At 35.3% G+C, this 19,971-nt stretch carries 19 protein-coding genes; 7 read left to right on the forward strand and 12 right to left on the reverse strand.

Annotated elements, in window-relative coordinates:
* Nucleotides 1–33: 33 nt before the first annotated feature.
* The 7 genes from fadD to ffh form a co-directional block, all read right to left on the reverse strand.
* Nucleotides 34–1,689 carry a long-chain-fatty-acid--CoA ligase FadD gene (gene fadD, locus XM47_RS09975; RefSeq protein ID WP_048692149.1) on the reverse strand — a complete coding sequence of 552 codons (1,656 nt, stop codon included), beginning with the start codon at nt 1,687–1,689 and terminating at the stop codon, nt 34–36.
* Nucleotides 1,690–1,820: 131 nt separating this feature from the next.
* Nucleotides 1,821–2,420 carry a DNA-J related domain-containing protein gene (locus XM47_RS09980; RefSeq protein WP_048692151.1) on the reverse strand — a complete coding sequence of 200 codons (600 nt, stop codon included), beginning with the start codon at nt 2,418–2,420 and terminating at the stop codon, nt 1,821–1,823.
* Between the two features lie 45 nt (nt 2,421–2,465).
* Nucleotides 2,466–2,822, reverse strand: coding sequence for a 50S ribosomal protein L19 (gene rplS, locus XM47_RS09985; RefSeq protein WP_048692153.1), 357 nt, complete (start codon nt 2,820–2,822; stop codon nt 2,466–2,468).
* 13 nt (nt 2,823–2,835) lie between these two features.
* The gene (trmD, locus tag XM47_RS09990; RefSeq protein ID WP_048692155.1) at nt 2,836–3,603 is read right to left on the reverse strand and encodes a tRNA (guanosine(37)-N1)-methyltransferase TrmD; all 768 of its coding nucleotides are present in this window, start codon (nt 3,601–3,603) and stop codon (nt 2,836–2,838) included.
* A 3-nt stretch (nt 3,604–3,606) separates the two neighbouring features.
* Nucleotides 3,607–4,137 carry a ribosome maturation factor RimM gene (gene rimM / locus XM47_RS09995; RefSeq protein ID WP_048692157.1) on the reverse strand — a complete coding sequence of 177 codons (531 nt, stop codon included), beginning with the start codon at nt 4,135–4,137 and terminating at the stop codon, nt 3,607–3,609.
* A gap of 28 nt (nt 4,138–4,165) precedes the next feature.
* Nucleotides 4,166–4,414 (reverse strand): 30S ribosomal protein S16, encoded by a 249-nt coding sequence (gene rpsP / locus XM47_RS10000; RefSeq protein ID WP_048692159.1) that lies wholly within the window; start codon nt 4,412–4,414, stop codon nt 4,166–4,168.
* 219 nt (nt 4,415–4,633) lie between these two features.
* The gene (gene ffh / locus XM47_RS10005) at nt 4,634–6,043 is read right to left on the reverse strand and encodes a signal recognition particle protein (protein ID WP_048692161.1); all 1,410 of its coding nucleotides are present in this window, start codon (nt 6,041–6,043) and stop codon (nt 4,634–4,636) included.
* 276 nt (nt 6,044–6,319) lie between these two features.
* On the opposite strand from ffh, the gene XM47_RS10010 reads away from it, so the two are divergent.
* From XM47_RS10010 to XM47_RS10020, 3 genes are all read left to right on the forward strand, one after another.
* Nucleotides 6,320–7,108: a cytochrome C assembly family protein gene (locus XM47_RS10010; protein WP_048692163.1), complete on the forward strand. Its 789-nt coding sequence runs from the start codon at nt 6,320–6,322 to the stop codon at nt 7,106–7,108.
* A gap of 65 nt (nt 7,109–7,173) precedes the next feature.
* Complete coding sequence (locus XM47_RS10015; RefSeq protein WP_048692164.1) at nt 7,174–8,454, forward strand: HlyC/CorC family transporter; 1,281 nt, start codon at nt 7,174–7,176, stop codon at nt 8,452–8,454.
* A 137-nt stretch (nt 8,455–8,591) separates the two neighbouring features.
* A complete protein-coding gene (locus XM47_RS10020; protein WP_048692165.1) occupies nt 8,592–10,847 on the forward strand; it encodes a multiheme c-type cytochrome in 2,256 nt (751 codons plus the stop codon).
* Between the two features lie 80 nt (nt 10,848–10,927).
* Here XM47_RS10020 and XM47_RS10025 read toward each other — a convergent pair whose 3' ends face one another.
* On the reverse strand, nt 10,928–11,833 hold the full coding sequence (locus tag XM47_RS10025; protein ID WP_048692167.1) for a PhzF family phenazine biosynthesis protein: 906 nt from the start codon (nt 11,831–11,833) through the stop codon (nt 10,928–10,930).
* 272 nt (nt 11,834–12,105) lie between these two features.
* On the reverse strand, nt 12,106–12,771 hold the full coding sequence (queE, locus tag XM47_RS10030; RefSeq protein WP_048692168.1) for a 7-carboxy-7-deazaguanine synthase QueE: 666 nt from the start codon (nt 12,769–12,771) through the stop codon (nt 12,106–12,108).
* Between the two features lie 69 nt (nt 12,772–12,840).
* Here queE and queC point away from each other — a divergent pair, with 69 nt between their 5' ends.
* Nucleotides 12,841–13,497, forward strand: coding sequence for a 7-cyano-7-deazaguanine synthase QueC (gene queC / locus XM47_RS10035; protein WP_048692169.1), 657 nt, complete (start codon nt 12,841–12,843; stop codon nt 13,495–13,497).
* 20 nt (nt 13,498–13,517) lie between these two features.
* On the opposite strand, the gene XM47_RS10040 is transcribed toward queC, so the two are convergent.
* The 3 genes from XM47_RS10040 to XM47_RS10050 all read right to left on the reverse strand — a co-directional run bounded on the left by XM47_RS10040 (nt 13,518) and on the right by XM47_RS10050 (nt 16,344).
* Nucleotides 13,518–14,159, reverse strand: a complete 642-nt coding sequence (locus tag XM47_RS10040) for a GNAT family N-acetyltransferase (RefSeq protein WP_048692171.1) — start codon at nt 14,157–14,159, stop codon at nt 13,518–13,520.
* Nucleotides 14,160–14,229: 70 nt separating this feature from the next.
* Nucleotides 14,230–15,381: a hypothetical protein gene (locus XM47_RS10045; RefSeq protein WP_048692173.1), complete on the reverse strand. Its 1,152-nt coding sequence runs from the start codon at nt 15,379–15,381 to the stop codon at nt 14,230–14,232.
* 39 nt (nt 15,382–15,420) lie between these two features.
* A complete protein-coding gene (locus tag XM47_RS10050; protein WP_048692175.1) occupies nt 15,421–16,344 on the reverse strand; it encodes a hydrogen peroxide-inducible genes activator in 924 nt (307 codons plus the stop codon).
* A gap of 299 nt (nt 16,345–16,643) precedes the next feature.
* Here XM47_RS10050 and XM47_RS10055 point away from each other — a divergent pair, with 299 nt between their 5' ends.
* From XM47_RS10055 to XM47_RS10065, 3 genes are all read left to right on the forward strand, one after another.
* Nucleotides 16,644–17,333, forward strand: a complete 690-nt coding sequence (locus XM47_RS10055) for a response regulator transcription factor (RefSeq protein WP_048692177.1) — start codon at nt 16,644–16,646, stop codon at nt 17,331–17,333.
* Nucleotides 17,333–18,748: an ATP-binding protein gene (locus XM47_RS10060; protein WP_048692178.1), complete on the forward strand. Its 1,416-nt coding sequence runs from the start codon at nt 17,333–17,335 to the stop codon at nt 18,746–18,748. Before XM47_RS10055 ends, XM47_RS10060 begins: the two co-directional genes overlap by 1 nt.
* A gap of 257 nt (nt 18,749–19,005) precedes the next feature.
* Nucleotides 19,006–19,467: a YchJ family protein gene (locus XM47_RS10065; RefSeq protein ID WP_048692180.1), complete on the forward strand. Its 462-nt coding sequence runs from the start codon at nt 19,006–19,008 to the stop codon at nt 19,465–19,467.
* The last annotated feature ends 504 nt before the right edge of the window (nt 19,468–19,971 follow it).

Below are 19,971 nucleotides of genomic sequence, written 5' to 3' on the forward strand. Positions count from 1 at the left end.
GTTAAAAAATTAACGCAATTCCTCATCGAAAAACTAGTTTCTTAATTCTCTTCTTAGAATTTTACCAACATTGGTTTTTGGTAACTCTGCTCTAAACTCAACAGACTTTGGTACTTTGTAGCCAGTAAGATTCGTTTTACAATGTGCGATTAGCTCTTGCTCGGTTAAAGATTCATCTTTTTTAACGACAAATAATTTTACGACTTCACCGCATTTTTCATGTGGAATGCCTACAGCCGCAGCTTCAAGCACTTTTTTATTCATTACAGCAACTTCTTCTATTTCGTTGGGATAAACATTGAAGCCTGAAGTTAATATCATATCCTTTTTGCGATCGACAATTCTAAAGTATCCATCTTCATCCATTTCGGCAATGTCACCGGTACAGAACCATCCATCTTTAATCACTTCCTCAGTCGCTTCTGGGCGGTTAAAGTAACCTTTCATAACCTGAGGCCCTTTAACTTGTAACTCCCCTGCTTCACCGACGCCTAAAACCTTACCTGAATCGTCTACAACTCGGCAATCAGTAGATGAGACAGGCAAACCAATACTGCCATTATAAGCGGTTAGATTTAATGGATTGATAGATACTGCAGGCGAACACTCAGTTAAACCGTAAGCTTCTAACAATTTGCAGCCTGTGACTTGTTGCCATTTCTCTGCGACAGGTCTTTGTACCGCCATTCCTCCGCCTAACGCTAGTTTAAATTGACTAAAATCTAACTCGGCGAAACCTTCAGTGTTTAATAAACCGTTAAACAAAGTATTCACGCCAGTTAAGGCTGTAAATTGATACTTGTTTAGTTCTTTTACAAAACCAGGCATGTCTCTCGGATTTGTAATTAATACGTTGGTCGCACCATATTTCATGAAATTTAAGCAATTAGCTAGTAATGCGAATATATGGTAAAGCGGTAATGCGGTTATAACGACTTCTTCACCATATTTCATCGTACTATCTAACCAAGCGCCTGCCTGCAATAAATTGGCGACCATGTTTCTGTGCGTTAACATTGCACCTTTAGCGACCCCAGTCGTGCCACCTGTATATTGTAGAAATGCTAAATCATCAGGCATTAACTCAGGTTTTTTATAATTAAGTTTAGCGCCTTGGCTAATAACCTGATTGAATTTTATCGCGTTAGGTAAATTAAATGGTTTTACCATTTTTTTGACATGTTTAACGACTGTATTAACTAAGCATTTCTTAACAAAACCTAGTCGGTCACCCAGTTCTGTTAATATGATATGTTCTAGATTAGTTTCAGGTAACACTGTCTCTAAGGTATGAGCAAAATTGGCAACTATTACGATAGCTTTAGCTTTTGAGTCATTTAATTGGTGCTTTAATTCTCTAGGTGTATAAAGTGGATTTACATTTGCTACAACACAGCCAGCTTTTAGTACACCAAATAAAGCCACTGGATACTGGAGTAGATTCGGCATCATCAAGGCGACAGCATCGCCTTTATTCAACTTTAAGCTATTTTGAAGATATGCGGCAAAGGCGGTGCTTTGTTTATCTAACTCTTCGTATGTAATGCCTTTATCCATGTTAATAAAGGCAGTTTTATTGGCAAACTTTTGGCAGGACTCTTGTATTACTTCAATTAAAGATGGGTATTGTTCAGGTTCGATAAATTCTGGTACACCAGATTCATAACTTTTTAACCAAGGCTTTTCCATGAAGAAACTCCATTTTATTTTTATAAATTATTTGTAGTCAGTATTGCAGCTGATAAATGATTAAGCAAACAATGACTTACTCTTGCTTAATTATTTATTGGTTCTTGTATTGTTTAATTTTAAGCTGAGTTCTAAGGTTTTAAAATGCTCCACGCCCAATTTATTTCAGTTATTTTAGTTTGATCACCTCCGCGATCAGGATGATGCTTCAAACATAAGCCTTTATAAGCTTGTTTTATTTCATTTGCATTAGCGTCTGAATTTATTTCAAGTATCACAAAAGCCTTTTCTACATCGGACTTATCTACTAATGGCTTTATACTGATTTGTTGCCAGAAGTTGTCTAACAGCGTTTCGACTTGGGCTTCATCTGTATTTAATAGATTGTCCCAATTAAGGTAGTAGCTTCTTAAAGTATCTAATTTTGTCAGTGCTTCACTATTCGTAATTTGTTTACTGATGCTGACTCTAGCTAAACCAATTTCTATATGTGCTTTATTCTGATTAAACCAAATGTCTCTTAATTTATACAAGGCGTTATATAAGATAAAGTGTTGCTGAAATAATAAAAATTGATTGTCTTGAGCAAAAGGTTTGATTAATTGGTATGGCGGTTGTTTTAACTTAGAGAAAATTTCAGATTCTAAAATATTTGTTTCGTCTGTTAGTATCTCATCAAGCGCATCAATGTAGCTTTGATTAAATCGATCTAACTCTTGGTGTATATTCATTTGTAGGGGATATAAAAAAGGCCCGCAAATGCGAGCCTTTTAAAATTACTTTTTCTTAGCCAATTTTTCTTTGATACGTGCAGCTTTACCAGTCAAGCCACGTAAGTAGTATAACTTAGCTTGACGAACGTCACCGCGACGTTTAACTTCAATACCCGCAACTAGTGGGCTGTGTGTTTGGAAAACACGTTCTACACCTTCACCGCCAGAAATCTTGCGAACAGTGAATGATGAATGTAAGCCACGATTTTTCTTAGCAATTACAACGCCTTCAAAAGCCTGTAAACGCTCGCGCTCACCTTCTTTAACTCTTACTTGGATAACAACTGTGTCACCCGGTGCAAACGCTGGAACGTCTGCTTTTAATTGCTCGTCTTCGAGCATTTTAATGATGTTGCTCATAATTTTACCTTTCCTAGAATGCACTGTCATTATTGCTAAATTGAGTCTTAAACTCGTTTAATAACTCAACTTGCTCATCAGTCAGAGCTAGGTTATTTAATAAGTCTGGACGTCTTAACCAAGTCCGCCCCAATGCCTGTTTTAACCGCCAACGCTCAATTTTTTTATGATCGCCACTCAGTAAAACTGAAGGGACTTGTTGATCATCTAATGTTTCTGGCCTTGTATAATGCGGGCAATCCAATAATCCATTATTAAATGAATCTTGCTCTGCCGATAATTCATGACCTAAAACACCAGGAATTAAACGCGACACTGAATCAATCAATGTCATCGCAGGTAATTCACCACCACTTAAAACATAATCACCAATCGACCACTCTTCATCGACTTCGGACTCAATAAGCCTTTCATCAATGCCTTCATAGCGACCCGCAATTAGCAAAAGTTTTGGATTATTAACCAACTCTGCTGCACCTGCTTGATCAAGTTTTCGACCTTGTGGCGACAAATAAATTGTCTTTACACCGTCTCCTGCTTGTTCTTTTGCAGCTGCAATTGCATCTTTTAACGGTTGTACCATCATTAACATTCCCGGACCACCACCATAAGGCCTGTCGTCGACAGTACGATGTTTATCGTAGGTAAAATCCCTCGGATTCCAACGATGGAACTCAATCATGCCTTTTTTGATTGCTCGACCCGTTACACCATGATTTGTAATTGCATCAAACATTTCTGGAAAAAGGCTTATCACCCCTACCCAATTTAATGTCGACATCAATTAAAAATCCGCGTCCCAGTCAACAGTAATCAGTTTTGCGTCCATATCGACAGATTTGATGACTTGGTCATCTATCATAGGTATTAAACGCTCACTTGTACCAAAAGCATCATTGCTATTAGCTTTAACTACCATTACATCGTTAGAGCCTGTCTCCATAAGAGATTTTACAATCCCCATGTCATATCCAGTTGAGTTAACAACTTTTAATCCGACAAGATCTCGCCAGTAATATTCGCCATCAGCTAAATCAGGTAGTTGTTCAGCAGAGATAAGTATATCCATACCGGTTAACAACTGGGCTTTCTCGCGAACATCAACGTCTTCTAATTTGACGATGAGTCCTTTGTTATGTCTACGCCACTCAACAATGTTAACTTTTTGCCACATATTATCCCGGCCAATAGTCCAAGGATTGTAGTCAAAAATGTTTTCAGCATAGTCAGTAAAAGAAGATACTTTCAACCAGCCTTTAATGCCATACACCGCACCTAAGCGACCTACAACAATTTCATTTTCTGGTTTATTCATAACTTAATCTACTTAAATTCTTAGTCAATTAAGCCGCTTTACGAGCGTCTTTAATTAAACTTTTTACACGGTCAGAAGTTTGTGCACCAGTATTGATCCAGTGATCAACACGGTCTAAATCTAAGCGTAAACGCTCTTCTTGACCACGTGCGATTGGATTAAAAAAGCCAATACGCTCGATGAAACGACCATCGCGAGGGCTTCTGCTGTCTGCTACTACCACTTGGTAGAAAGGACGCTTTTTAGAGCCACCACGAGATAAACGAATAGTTACCATATCGTACCCATAGTTATTTATATTAAAGTTAAAAGAAATTGGCGCTTTTTGACTCGGAGCCAAAAAGCTCGCGAATTATACATAGATAGGGTTTAAATGCAAGTAAATAGCTGTTTAGAGTGATATTTAGATGGAAATAAGTAGGCTAAAACAAAAAAACCTGATTTTATCGTTAAAGTCAGGTTTTTAAATGCTTTTTAGTATATTAGCTGGGTTAGGTTATTTACGACCAAACATGCCGCCTGGACCACCCATTCCTCCCATACCGCCCATTCCACCACCTGGTGGCATCATACCTTTCATACCGCGCATCATTTTCATCATGCCGCCTTTACCAGACATTTTTTTCATCATTTTTTGCATTTGCATAAATTGCTTTAATAAACGATTGATGTCTTGAACTTGCGTACCTGAGCCTGCAGCGATACGTTTTTTACGCGAGCCTTTGATTAAATCAGGAAATGCACGCTCTTTAGGTGTCATAGAGTTGATGATAGCTTCCATTTGTACAAATTGTTTATTATCAACTTTATCTTTAACATTATCTGGTAAGTTACCCATTCCAGGTAATTTATCCATCAAGCTTGCCATGCCGCCCATATTTCTCATTTGAGCAAGTTGGTCACGGAAATCTTCTAAATCAAAGCCTTTTCCTTTTTGTACTTTTTTGGCAAGTTTAATCGCTTTATCTTTATCGACTTTACGTTCTACTTCTTCGATTAAAGATAGCATGTCACCCATGCCTAAAATTCTAGATGCAATTCTATCTGGGTGGAAAGGTTCTAGCGCATCCGTTTTTTCACCAACACCAATAAATTTAATTGGTTTACCTGTGATGTGACGAATTGATAACGCTGCACCACCTCTAGCATCACCATCGGCTTTGGTTAGTATCACACCTGAAAGCGGTAAAGCTTCATTGAATGCTTTTGCTGTATTCGCAGCATCTTGACCAGTCATAGCATCAACGACAAATAAGGTCTCGATTGGATTGATTGCTTTATGTAGGTCTTTAATTTCGTCCATCATGTCATTATCGACATGTAAACGACCTGCAGTATCTAGAATAACAACATCGAAAAATTGTAGCTTTGCATGCTCAATCGCAGCATTTGCGATATCAATTGGTTTTTGCTCTATATTACTCGGGAAAAATTCGACCCCGACTTCTGTCGCAAGTGTTTCTAATTGTTTTATCGCAGCAGGACGATAAACATCGGCACTCACAACAAGTACTTTTTTCTTTTCTCTTTCTTTTAAATATTTAGATAATTTAGCGACTGAGGTTGTTTTACCCGCACCTTGTAAACCAGCCATCATTAATATAGCTGGTTTTTGTGTTGCTAAATTTAATGATTCATTGGCCTCACCCATTGCCGAGACCATTTCTTCATTAACGATTTTTAAAAATGCTTGGCCTGGGTTTAAGCTTTTGCTCACTTCTAAGCCGAGCGATTTTTCTTTTACATTAGCGATGAAAGATTTAATAACTGGTAAAGCGACATCTGCTTCTAATAAAGCCATACGTACTTCACGCAGGGTCTCTTTTATATTGTCTTCGCTTAAACGGCCTTTACCTGTAATATTTTTTAGGGTTTGACTTAAACGATCGGATAAACTCTCAAACATAATTATTCCTGGCTAACTCACTGAGTTACTTAACTGGCTGATAGAATTTTAATTATTATTTAGTAAATAAAACTCAATGCTTGGTAAATAGTGGGATTATAAACTGAAAGACAAACAAAATGCGAGCTAGGAAACATTCAAAAGCCAACTCAAGTGATATAATTTTGATAAATCACAACTCTATATAATATTCAGGCGCTATATTACTTGCGTTTAACAAAATAGCATGGAAAATAGCAAGCTCAGTTTTTAAATAATAATATAAAGGATTAAAAAATGAGCCTAGCGATTCTAGGAATCATCTTTTATACAATAAGTGCCTCTGGCTTATTGCTCATTTTTACCAATAAAACAAAAGTTAATGCACTCAATATTTCATTAGTCGGTTGCTTAGGTTTAGCTCTACACACTATTTATGTGTTTCAACATTTCCAATTAGATGTATACGAAACCTTCTCATTATTAATAGTTACTAATTTAATCACTATATTTGTCAGTGTTATTGCAATTTTATTTGCCTTATTAAGCAAAAATTATTTTACCTTGCCGGTAAATTTTCTGTTTTCCGGTTTTGTATTACTTGCGAGTCAATTTATCCCTAATGCAGATGCCAATTTTTCAGGATGGTCAGGTGAGTTAATTGGACATATTTTCTTGTCTGTAGCTTCTTATGCGATTTTATTGATTTCGACTTTACTCTCTTTTCAATACAACTTGGTATCAAGTCGCTTAAAACATCATGATTTATCCATTTTAAGTTTACCTATGCCCTCTCTAACAACGATAGAGAACCAAGTCATTATGTTGTTAAAGCTAGGCAGTTCAGTGCTGTTATTGTCTATTGTGACGGGGTTTATTTTTCTTGATAACTTTTTAGGCTCAGGTCAAGCGCATAAAGCATTGCTGTCTTCTTTAGCTTGTATTTGTTTTTTTGCTGCTTTATTTGGTCACCAAACATTAGGGTGGCGCGGCAAATATGTATTATTATTAAATTTTACTGGGAGCCTATTTTTAACTATGGGTTATTTTGGTTCTCGATTCGTAAAAGAATTTATTTTAAGTTAAACACTTGATTCTTTTCTTTATCAAACATATTTATACTTCCAACTAAAACATATAGGAAATACCTGTTGAACGAATTATCAACAAGCACTTTGTTTATTATTCTTGTTATTTTAATTTGCATATCTGCTTTCTTCTCAAGTTCTGAAACTGGGATGATGTCTTTAAATAAATATAAGTTAAGACATTTATCTCAAAGCGGTAATAAATCAGCAAAGCGCGTTCAAAAGTTACTAGATAATCCAGAAAAATTAATTGGATTAATCTTAATTGGTAATAACCTAGTCAATATTTTTGCCGCTTCAATTGCAACTTTCATCGGCATTCGTTTATTAGGCGACTATGGCGAAGCATTTGCTACTTTTATAGCTGGCTTAGCCTTAACAGTTGTTATTTTAATTTTCGCAGAAGTCACACCTAAGACCTTAGCGGCTTATTTTCCTGAAAAAATTGCCTACCCTGCATCAATTATTTTAAGTGCATTATTAGTTCCTTTTTATCCTTTTGTTTGGTGTTTAAATAAAATCACCCAAGGCGTTTTGAGGTTATTCAGAATCAACTTAGATAATAGGCAAGATGCCCTCACCCATGAAGAATTAAGAACGGTTGTAGACGAAGCCGGTGCACTTATTCCTCGAAAACACCAAGATATGTTACTCAGTGTGCTTGATTTAGAAAAAGTAACGGTTGAAGATATTATGGTGCCAAGAAGTGACATTGTTGGTATAGATATTAATGACGAATGGAAAGATATCTTAAAACAATTAACCCATGGTACACATACTCGAATTTTACTCTATCGGGATTCTCTTGATGAAGCCGTTGGCTTTGTGCATGCTAGAGATATTTTACGTTTACTTTCAAAAACTAAATTTAGTAAAGAAGCTTTATTACGCGCAGTAAGGGATATTTATTTTATTCCTGAAGGAACGCCACTTAATGTTCAATTATTAAAGTTTCAACGTAATAAAGAGCGAATTGGTATTGTTGTTGACGAATACGGCGATATTCAAGGTTTGATTACTTTAGAAGACATATTAGAAGAGATAGTTGGTGACTTCACAACGACTATGATGTTGCCTGGCGATCAAAATACTAGACAAAAAGATGGTAGTTATTTAGTCGATGCTGCCAGTAGTATCCGCGACTTAAATAAAAAGTATAAGTGGAAGTTTCCTGAAGATGGCCCAAGAACCTTAAATGGCTTAATTTTAGAGTATTTTGAAGATATACCTGAATCTAATATCGGGATGAGGCTATTTGGTTATCCTATCGAAATTTTAGAATTACAAGAAAACATGATTAAGCAAGTCAAAATCTACCCTCTTCTATTTAAAAAGAAGAAATAAATTCAAAGCAGTAATAGCAATTTGTTGTTACTGCTTGCCTCTCATTAAAATTTGCAACAGATTTACATTTATTATCTCGTTTGTTCCAAGTGGGTTTGTTAAACTCTGGTTGATATTAAAATAAAAAAGTGATCTAAATGAAAAAAATTATTTCCGCTTGCCTTTTTTTGTTTGCAAGCCACTCAGCTCAAGCTAATTTAACCGCCTCAGAAACCTATGTCGGATCGCAAGAGTGCCAACAATGCCACCAAGCTGAATTTGAAAATTGGCAGCAATCAGATCATTTTAAAGCAATGGCAGAACCGAATGCTGACACTGTACTAGGTGATTTTACTGATGTCACTGTTGAATTTCACAATATCAAAACCCGATTTTTCATAAAAAACAATGATTATTATATTGATACCATAGGTAAAAAAGGGATTAGAAAAACCTACAAAGTCGATTACACATTTGGTCATTATCCGTTGCAGCAATACTTACTCAAAACAGAGAAAGGTAATATACAGGCATTTAATATTGCATGGGATTCAAGAAAAAAATCAGAAGGTGGTCAGCGTTGGTTTCACTTGCAACCGGATGAAAATATCACGCCTGATCATGCATTCTTCTGGGATGGTTATTTCCAAAACTGGAATACTCGATGCGCTGAATGCCACAGCACCAATGTTGAAAAGAATTTTAAGGTCGAAGACTTAAGCTACCACACTACGTTTTCAGAAATCAATGTCGGTTGTGAAGCCTGTCATGGCCCAGGAAAGCAACATATCACTAATATGAAAGACGGGAAAACGTCTAAAAGTGAGCTTGCATTAGCTTTTGTTAAACAGCCTAAACTAAGCTGGGAGTTTGTTGAAAATGATCCGATTGCTAATCCGATTGGTGAAAAGTCTGAAACCCATATAGATATGTGTGGCGGTTGCCACTCAAGACGCTTACCTATATCCGATATAAAAACGGGTAAACCTTATCATGAACAATATCGATTAGAGCTACTTGGTGAGAATTTATATTTTCCAGATGGTCAAATTCAAGATGAAGTATTTGTGTTAGGCTCATTCTTACAAAGTAAGATGCATCAAGCCGGTGTAACTTGTCAAAATTGTCACGAACCTCACTCGAGTAAATTAATCGCTGAAGGTAATGCTTTATGTAATCAATGCCACTTACCAACTGAATTTGATACACCTAAACATTACAATCATGCGAAAGAATCAGAAGCAGCGCAATGTGTAAGTTGCCACATGCCAACTAGAACATATATGGGGGTTGATGATAGACGCGACCATGGCTTTAAAGTACCTCACCCAGATGTAAGCGATAAAGAAACACCAAATGCTTGTACTAATTGCCATCAAGATAAAGATAATGGCTGGGCTAGTAAGAATATAAATAACTGGCTAACCTCGCATAACAAACCTAAACAGACAGAAGCTAAATGGATAACCGCAAATAAAAAAGCACGCTCATTAGATGCTTTAGCAAATGCAAAAGTTGCGGCAACAGCGAGTGATGAAACTTTACCACCAATTATCCGTGCGACACTTTATCAGCAATTATCTAACTACCCTTCTCGTATTTCTGTTCAAGGCGCACAATTTGGGTTGTTAGACAAGAGCCCTATGATTAGACGCGCAGCTGTTGCTTCATTAACGAGTTTACCAGCAGACATGCGCTGGCAAATATTAGAACCTATGCTTAAAGACACAAATGCAAGTGTCAGGTTTGAAGTCGCTTCTGCGCTATCTGATGTCATGACTCAGTTACCAGCGCAAGCGCAACAACAAATTAAGCCTTTAATCGGTATCTATAAAAAAGGCTTAGAACTATCGGCAGAATCGCCATCATCTCAAGTTGCTTTAGCTAATTTAGCGAGTCGTCAAGGTGACTGGAAACAAGCAGAGCAGCATTACAAAATTGCATTAAAAATTTCGCCAAACTATATTCCAGCGATTTTAAATTTAGCGGATTACTATAGAAGCCAAAATAAAACCGACCTAGAGTTAAAACACATTCAACACGCATTAAAAGTCATGCCTGACAGTAGTGCGGTTCAACATACCTATGGTTTATATTTAATTAGACAACAAAAGTATAATGAAGCGGTTTCCTACTTAAAAGAAGCAGCTGAATTAGCCGACGCTCAGCCAAGATACGCATATGTTTATGCTGTTGCCTTAGATAGCGTTAAACAAACTCACAGAGCTATTCAGGCGTTACAAAATGCAGATAAAAGGTGGCCTAATCAATATGAATTACTTGCCACTCAAGTCTTATTTTTAGAGAAATTGGGCCGAACAAATGACATATTAAGGCCACTATCTAAATTATCTATGATAGCGCCTAGCTCTCCTCAAGTGCAACAATGGGTGCAAAAGTACGCAAGGCAGTAAGCGCTTTAGCTAACTGAAGGTTTAAAAAGCCCTGTTTGATTAGAAACAGGGTTTTTCATTTTATATTCAATTTTATAAATCTAAGTGAGCAACTTACCTTCTGTTGCCAATACCGCATGGCCACCCATTTTAACTTTTATTTCACCATCTAAACTTTCTAACATTTCTATATGAAGAAAACTTTTACGGCCTTGATGCGCGCCACGCTCTGCAACAAAACCAACAGGGAGTTCTGAATAGACTGGGAATTGATTTAAATAACCAGCGAAAGCAGGCATAGCTGCACCAACAGGTGGATCTTCATGTATGCCGAAAACAGGCCCGACTAATCGACAATGAAAATCTGAATTAGAAAGCGCATTTTTTCCACTAAAAAGTAAAATTGCATTAGCACAGGTTGCTGGTGCTGTAGATCTAGCCCAAGCATCATAATTAAAACGAGCTGCTTTCAATGACTCGAAACTGTCTACGGGCACGATTAGATATGGTATTTGAGTCGCAACTAGCATAGGCGTAAAGCCATTCACGTTGAAATGGTAGCTATCTATCGACAACATCTCACCTAACTCATCTGCGCTAGGGGTAAATTTGTCATATTCAGGACGAGCTGATGTTTCAAATTGATTAAATATAGCTTCGCCATCTTTTACTAATACGCTACAAGGTACCTTACCGTGAGCTTCTTCTAGTAAGAAATCATTTTGACCTTCAGAAAGTTTAATGACGCCTGTTTTAGCTAAACAATAAATTGCTGCAATTGTTGGATGTCCACCAAATTCAAACTCTCTACTTTGGTTAAAAATCCTTAATTTAGGCACCCCAAAATTTGCTTGAGTAACAAAGACAGTACGCCATAAATTAAATTCGCCAGCAATTTGTAGCATTTGCGCTTCAGTCAGGCCCTCAGCTTCAGGTACAACTGCGATTTGAGCACCTTCAAATCGATTTTTGGTAAATACATCAACCGTGTAATATTTAATCGCCATAAACTTACCTTTTAAAATATTTGCTGATTAAGTATTAATAACAGCACATAGTTTTTGAATTGCAAGTTGCTGATAAGAAATAGTAAATTTATCGAACAGAAAACTAATTATTTTATGGATATGATTAAGTGATTAAATAAGTTTTAGAGTTTTAAACAAGGCAGGCACATAGATTGTTTGAACAAAAACCGATTCTAGTTAACGTGAGTTTATATAAATTAATATAAGCGCGTCGCTAATAACCCGACGCGCTTTGTGAAATTAGCGACAGATTAATCTATAAATAGATATTTATGCATTTGTGCGGATAAACGCCAGTTTCGTTTAATACATGTTTGTATTACTAATTCGGTTGCACGCTTCTTTTGGCTGATTGGCTGTAAACAAACTGTTTTATCAGTTAAATCATCAATTTTAGCTAACAATTCATCTAGATCATCTATGTGTTGTTGGGTCGCAACCGGGTGTTTAATTTCATTGGCTCGATTTAACGCTGAATTTAAAACTTCATATCCACCTTTCATATTTACTTTTGGTGAAACAGTTACATAAGTATTAGCGTGCGTTTTAATTTCAAATGTGCCACTTGTTTCTATTTGTGTTGAATAACCTGCGTTATTAAGTAGCTCAGTAAGTGGAATTAAATCATAGATACAAGGTTCACCACCTGTAATCACAACATGCTTTGCAGTGTACTTAGCCAGCAAATTTAATATATCGTTTTCTGTAAAGTCGGCCCAACAATCTGATTCATTTGAGATGTCGATTACTAAACTTTGTTTAACTTGTGTTGATTCGCTTTTTTCCCATGTATGTTTAGTATCGCACCAAGCACAACCTACAGGACAAGCTTGCAAGCGAATGAATATGGCTGGAACGCCTGTATAGCAGCCCTCACCTTGAATTGTTTCAAATATTTCATTAACTGGGTAATTCATATAGTAAGCTTGTAACCTTGATTCTAATCTGTAAACTTGCCGCATTATAAGCTATTTAACGAGGAAAGCATGTCTGAAAAAGCAGTAGTTATATATTCAGGTGGAATGGATTCATTCACAGTCTTAAATTTAGCAATAAATCAAGGATATGAAGTGTTGGCCTTATCTTTTAATTATGGTCAGAGGCATGTTAAAGAATTAGATTATGCAAAATTTGTCTGTGCTGAACTCAATATCCCGCATAAGATTGTCGATATATCGGCAATAAATAGCCTTTTAGCAGGCTCATCATTAACAGATGATATTGAAATTCCTGAAGGCCATTATGAAGAAGATTCAATGAAATCGACGGTTGTGCCAAACCGGAATATGATTTTATTGTCTATGGCTGTCGCCTATGCAATTTCATCTGAAGCGACAAAAGTGTTTTACGGTGCTCACTCTGGTGACCACGCTATTTACCCTGATTGTCGCCCAGAATTTGTCGAAAAGATGAAAGCGGTTTGTGCGATTGCTGATTATCAAGCTACCGATATAGTGACGCCTTTTTTGCATCAAAGTAAAATTGAAATTTTAGCAAAAGGGCTTGAGTTGGGCTTAGACTACAGCAAAACATGGACCTGTTATAACGGCCGTGAAAAAGCTTGTGGGAAATGTGGGGCCTGCCAAGAAAGGCTTGAAGCTTTCAAATTGAATAATCAAACAGACCCATTAGATTACGAATAAATTGCCTTGATACAAATTAGCTAACTTGATGTTTCCTTTTTTGCTTTAAACATTAAGTTAGCTTCTATTTTTCCAACCTGTATTTTATCGACCAAGTTAAATGCGAAACTCTCAAAAAATCTTGTGTATTTATCAAGCGTTACTAAAACTGCTAATCCACTACTTTGCGAATTTTCAGCCACTAACGAATCAATAGCGGCTAAGATATAGTGCCCTATTCCGTGGTGTTGATGATTGGGGTGTACCGCAATAAAAGACAATAAATGATAAGCATTATATTGAAGAACATCTTTAACTTTTTGCTCTTTTTCTATCATCTGTTTCGTTGATACATAACCCGCGGTTAGCATCATCTTTAATCGCCAGTGCCAAAAGCGTTGAGGCTCTAATTTATTATCTGGTAATGTGATGCAGGCAACCGCCACTAAAGTATCTGCCTGATAGACACCTATTATTGGCTGTTGTTGTTCCCAAAAAATCATTAATTCTTCACGAATTGCAGCCCTTAATTTTTGCTCATAATCCGCTGCAGTCGCATTAAAGCAACTCATGAAAAATGGGTCGTCATGATAAGCTTGATATAACAAAGAACAAGCTAGTTTAATTTCGTCTCCGGAAAGATAGGCTGCTGATAATTCGGTATCTAAGGTTAGATCTTCCATAATTTATTATTCTTAAAATAAGATAAGTATTAAAGATAATAATGGTTGAAAAAAACTAAAGATCAAATCATTAGACTTTAAATCCTAACAAAGCATTAATTTTTTTTATTTTGAGTAGCTCTGACAAATTAACGAGTAATTTAACCTTGCATAAAATGATACTGTTATGAAAAAAACATAAAAATAACAGCATCGCAAAACATAAACTGATAAAGTTAACTACAACTAGGATTAAAGCAATTCCCCAGCTCTTTTCTGCGGTCAAAGCATTGGTGATTATGTAGTCCCTTAATTTAAGATTAATCAAGCTCAGTTGATTCAGGTTTTTTGTGATTACATCTAGATTTAAACCAAGATTATTAATATTGGTTAATCTTGTAAATTGAAATTTAGCTAAGAGATTAGGATCAAATACATCATTTTGTTTAGCGGTTTTAAGCCATTTTTTGAGTGCTAATTTGGTTGGTATATCAGCAAAACTCAAGATTTGTATTTCAAAGTCGTCTCTTGCTAACTTAAACGCCTCTATTAACTGATCATTAACTTTAAGTTTTTTATTGTATAAAATATTTTCCAAACTCGTTAATAATAATTCTCCAGCGTTCTGTAACTGCTCGAATTTATCTTCGCCCTGTCTTTGATTTAGGGCGTTAAACAAATCACTACTATTGGCATTTGCGGTTAACTTCTCGAAATTATTCCCTTGCTTGAAATTTTCTAACCTTAATATTGTTGGTTTTAAACTCAGTAAATACTCAGATTTTAAATGGTTAAAATTGGCTATGTATTTGTCATGTTTATCACTATTTTCACTGTATAGGACAAGAAGATTGACTAAGTTGTCTAGTTCAGCTTTATTCTCAGTAAAAACTAAATAGCTATCAGTAAAATTAGATTGACCAATCGCTTGCTGTAAAATATCAACTAACACCTGATCTACTTGTTCAAAATGTTGGGGCAATTTTACAGGGTTAGAATCTTGATAATGTTTAATTTGGTTATCAAGCAAGTTAAGCTTTTCATCTAACACTATGCTCAGTTGATAAAATTGGTTATAACTCAAACCGGTATGACTAGGTTTAATAAGGTCCCAAATCGCAATTTGGCAGCTAATGATTAAGCAAATAATAGGAATTAAAAAAGCAATTACTCTTCTTTTTTCTTTAACTATTTTAATAGAGTCTTCGGTCGTTACTTTTAAATTCAAATCAGTTTGCTGCATACCTAAACCTGTAGATTAACATTTCGGGCTGTTATAGGGTTAAACGCCTACTTTATCACAATTTAAATCGGTTAAAACCATGCTAATTAAGTCAGCTAATTGTTGGAATGTAGCTGATTTTTGTGTGGTTTGGCGCCAAACTAAAGCAATATCACGACTTGTATCTTTACCTGAAATAGGCTCGATTAATTTAATATCACGGTTGTTAATTAGACCAGATTTAACGGCCAGTTGGGGCAAAAATGTAGCCCCCTTAAAACAGTCAACCATTTCGATTAAAGTATTCAGACTAGCCGCTGACAGTGGACTAATTTTAGTTTTATCTACTAACTTACAAGCAGAGATAGCGTGGTCGGTTAAACAATGCTCCTGAGGTAGTAAAAATACGCTCTCATCTGGTAGTTGTTGATATGAGAACGCTTCTTGTACTTCAAATTCTGCATGAACTGCTAGCCAAAATTTATCTCGACCTAGTATTTTACTATGACAAGCTTTTATTTCTGTCGGTAAAGCTAAAATAACGCAATCTAATTCTGCTGCTTCAAGTTTTTTCAATAACTTTTCTGTCGTTTCTTCAATAAATAAGATATTAAGTTCGGGATACTTGGCTAACGCGGTTGAATAGAATTGCTTTAGAATATACGGTGCAATAGTGGGTATACAGCCAATTTTTATTTTACCTACCATAGGTTGGTTAAAATTAACTGTCATATCAGTTAGTTCGTGCGTTTGTTGTAATATTTTTTTGGCTTGATCTACGACTGCTAATCCTAAATCAGTAAACACGAAAGCTTTGTGATCTCTTTCAATCAACTGGCCATTAAATTGCTCTTCTAAATTTTGAATACCATTACTTAAAGTAGATTGGCTAACAAAACATGCTTCTGCTGCACGATTGAAATTATTTATTTCATGCAATTTTATTAAATATTGCAGGTTTCTTAAACTAGGTAATTTATTCATATAGTTAGAATTATTGGCTTTGATTTATTGTAAGATGTTTTATGCATAAATTGCGAATAATAATTAGAATCGGATTCAACTTAGTCAGCTTAAACATGTAAAAGTTATGTAAAATAAACCAGAATTAAACCTTCGGGGTTAATATAATGATATATACAAAATTGTTTAAAAACATTAATTGAATATTTCCAATATCCAAATGTACTTTGCTTGTTAATATATAGCAAAAAAAACATCCAAAATTCAAACAAATTACCTCGATAAAACAAGAGGTAAGTATCAATTTAAGTGAGTTAAATATGTCATATCATGTACTAATAATTGATGATGATGAAAGTTTATCTGAACTATTATCTGAATATTTAGAAAGTGAGCAATTGCACTGTACAAGAGCTAAAAATGGATTAGTTGGTATTGATTTATTAAAAACCAAACAATTTGATCTGGTTTTACTCGATGTGATGATGCCTGGTATTGATGGGTTTGAAACTTTAAAAAGATTAAGGCAGTTTACCAAAACACCTGTTCTTATGCTTACTGCTAAAGGGGACGATTTTGACCGAATACTCGGATTAGAGCTGGGTGCTGATGATTACTTACCTAAACCCTTTAACCACAGGGAGCTACTCGCAAGAATCAAAGCGATTTTAAGACGTTTTGAATACGCGCAAGAAAAACCTGAAACGCAAACAAACCACGTAGGTAATATTACGATAGACCATAATAACCATTGTATGGTTTTCGATAATGAAAAGATTGAATTGACCGGAACCGAATATCAATTCCTTGTGTATCTTGTTAAACACCTAGGGAGTTTAATAAGTAAAGAAACCATAAGTGAAGAAATTTTGGGCCGTAAACTAATGCAATTTGATCGAAGTATTGATATGCATATCAGTAATTTAAGAAAAAAATTACGTGTTGATCCTGAAATCCAGATAAAAACAGTCAGAGGTGCCGGATATCGTTTAATCGTAGGTGATAATTAATGAAAATAGATCGCCAATTTTTGATCAATGTGAACCCATTAAATAGTTTATTTGGCCGAATATTTTTAGGTTTTTGGGCGACAGTTTTAATCTTGATTGGCATTACGATTTTATTTACTTACCAATTTAACAAATTAAATAAAGTACAAAATCCAGATAAAAATAACTTAACTGTACTTGAAACATTACATTCTGAATTTGAAAGGATGAAAAAAAGTAATTTAGTTTGGCAAATCAAACAATTACAAAGAACCACTAAAGCTTATAAAATTATTTTAAAAGACTTAAATACGGGAGAGTTTATCCATGACAGAAAACTTCCCGAAGGTTTAGATTTAAATGATCTAAACCTCTTAATGCTAGAGCCTTCACCATTAAAAATTAGAGTTAATAACTATCTGATCGTTGGTCCTAAACTAGTGATAAGAAACAATCAGGCTTATCAACTGGTTTTTGTTACTAAACTCAGCCCAAGAGCTGGTTTCTTCTATGCTCTCGCCCAAGTGCCTGTTTGGTTACAAATATCTATCTGTTTATTTTTAACAAGTATTTCTTGCTGGTTTATCGCACGAACGATCACTAGACCTATTTTAAAGCTCAGGAAATCAACACAAATATTTGCCCTTGGTAATTTAAGCCATAGATTAGAAGTTGATCAATATCGAAATGATGAATTAGGTTATTTAGCCAATGATTTCAATATAATGGCAGAGAAGTTAGAATCTTTAATAGAATTGCATAAACGTTTATTAGCCAATGTATCACATGAGTTAAGAACACCTCTAACGCGATTGGAGTTATCCCTTGCTATCGCATTAAAAAAACCAACCGATTGCTCACTGCAACTGCAAAGAATTGAGGTAGAACTGCATAAATTAGATAATATGTTGAGTAATGTGTTAAAACTGGCCAGATTAGAGAGTGATGCCATGTCGCTAGATCGTAGTGAATTTAATTTATCGAATCTGATATTAGATATTTGCTACAGTGCCTCGATAGAAGCGCAAGACAAATCCATTAAGATACAACAACAAATAGAAACTGAAATCATCTGCTATGCGGACGTTATTTTAATAAATAGTGCGATAGAAAATATTTTAAGAAATGCGATTAAATATACTCCGCCTCACAGCAAAATTGATGTTGAGTTAAGCCAAAGTAACGAGTTTTTTAAGGTTACTATACTCGATTCTGGTAATGGTCTAAATGAAGAAGAACTAGAGCGAATTTTCCTGCCTTTTTATCGCACAGAAACCTCTAGAGCGACGGGAAGTGATGGTACTGGATTAGGGCTCGCAATAGCTCAGAAAGCGATCCAAAAACACCAAGGCTTTATTACCGCGACTAACCAACAAGGTTCAGGTTTAAAAGTCATGATTACACTACCGAAATCTGAAAATACTTTAGCTGAATAACCTTTACGGGATAAGAAATTAGCAAATTCAACGCAGTCATCAGGAAAAAGACTCTTAAGAAAGCAAGTTGTTATCCTAAGTTGAGATTGAAAAGCTTATCCCAACTTAAGATTATTTAGATTCAAGTAAAAATTAGTACTATTTAAAATAACTTGAAGGTTATAATTCATTTTACTGGCAAAATTTTCCAATAGAATTAACTAATTCACCTTCGCTGTTATGATGTAACTAACAACACAGGTGACTGAATATATATTATGAAATGCCCTTGTAACTCCGAAAAACCTTTTAGTGTTTGCTGTGAACCCTATTTAACCAATAAACTTAAAGCAGAAAATGCGGAAGTTTTAATGCGTTCTAGATACACAGCATACCATCAAAAACATATAAGCTATTTAGTCGATACCCAACATAAATCGACTCATTCAGAACATATAGCAGAAGAAATCCAAGCTTTTGCAGACCAAGCTAAGTTTATAAAATTAACTGTAATAAAACACGAAGTCATATCTTTAGCGCAGCAAAGGGTTGAGTTTGAGGCACGCTATATAATAGAAAACACTCTGTTTACTATGCGCGAAATATCTAACTTTACAATGGAAAACAACCTTTGGTATTACCTAGATGGTCAACTTAACAGTAAAGAAACCAAACTAAGTAAAAATGCAGTGTGTCCATGTGGAAAAGGCAAGAAGTACAAACGCTGTTGTATTGTGTAGCTAAATCAATATAAGTTAACGCAGGCATATTCGCTCTAAATCAAGTAAATTTAATACAGCTAAAATGACTATTAGCTGTATTATCCCCTCAGATTTTAGGCGTTTCACAGACAGAACATTTCTGTGTCGAATCATCTTAAAGGTGCCTACTACATTCGTAAGATGATACACCTTGAATTGAACTTTCAATGATAGCTTTGACACTCGCAATTTTATTGATTTAGCCCTATGTAACTCTATCGCTTTAACTATAAAACTTTTTGTAGCTGACTAATCAAAAATAATCCCCAGCCCATTAGTGCAATTAATTCTAAATAAAAAGTTTTGCTTTTAAGTCTGCTAATCAAATGTGATTTATCATGAAGAGATTTTTCCAAAGAACGATAATAATTTTCAGATAACATAACGGTAACTCCGCATTTGTTTGCTTTAAATTTATATCGGCTTAGGTTGGTAGTTAGCTTAAAAATATGAGCTCAAGAGATTCATTATCCGTTATATTTT

Origin of the sequence: Catenovulum maritimum, from assembly GCF_001050375.1 — a bacterium.
Taxonomy (GTDB): domain Bacteria; phylum Pseudomonadota; class Gammaproteobacteria; order Enterobacterales; family Alteromonadaceae; genus Catenovulum; species Catenovulum maritimum.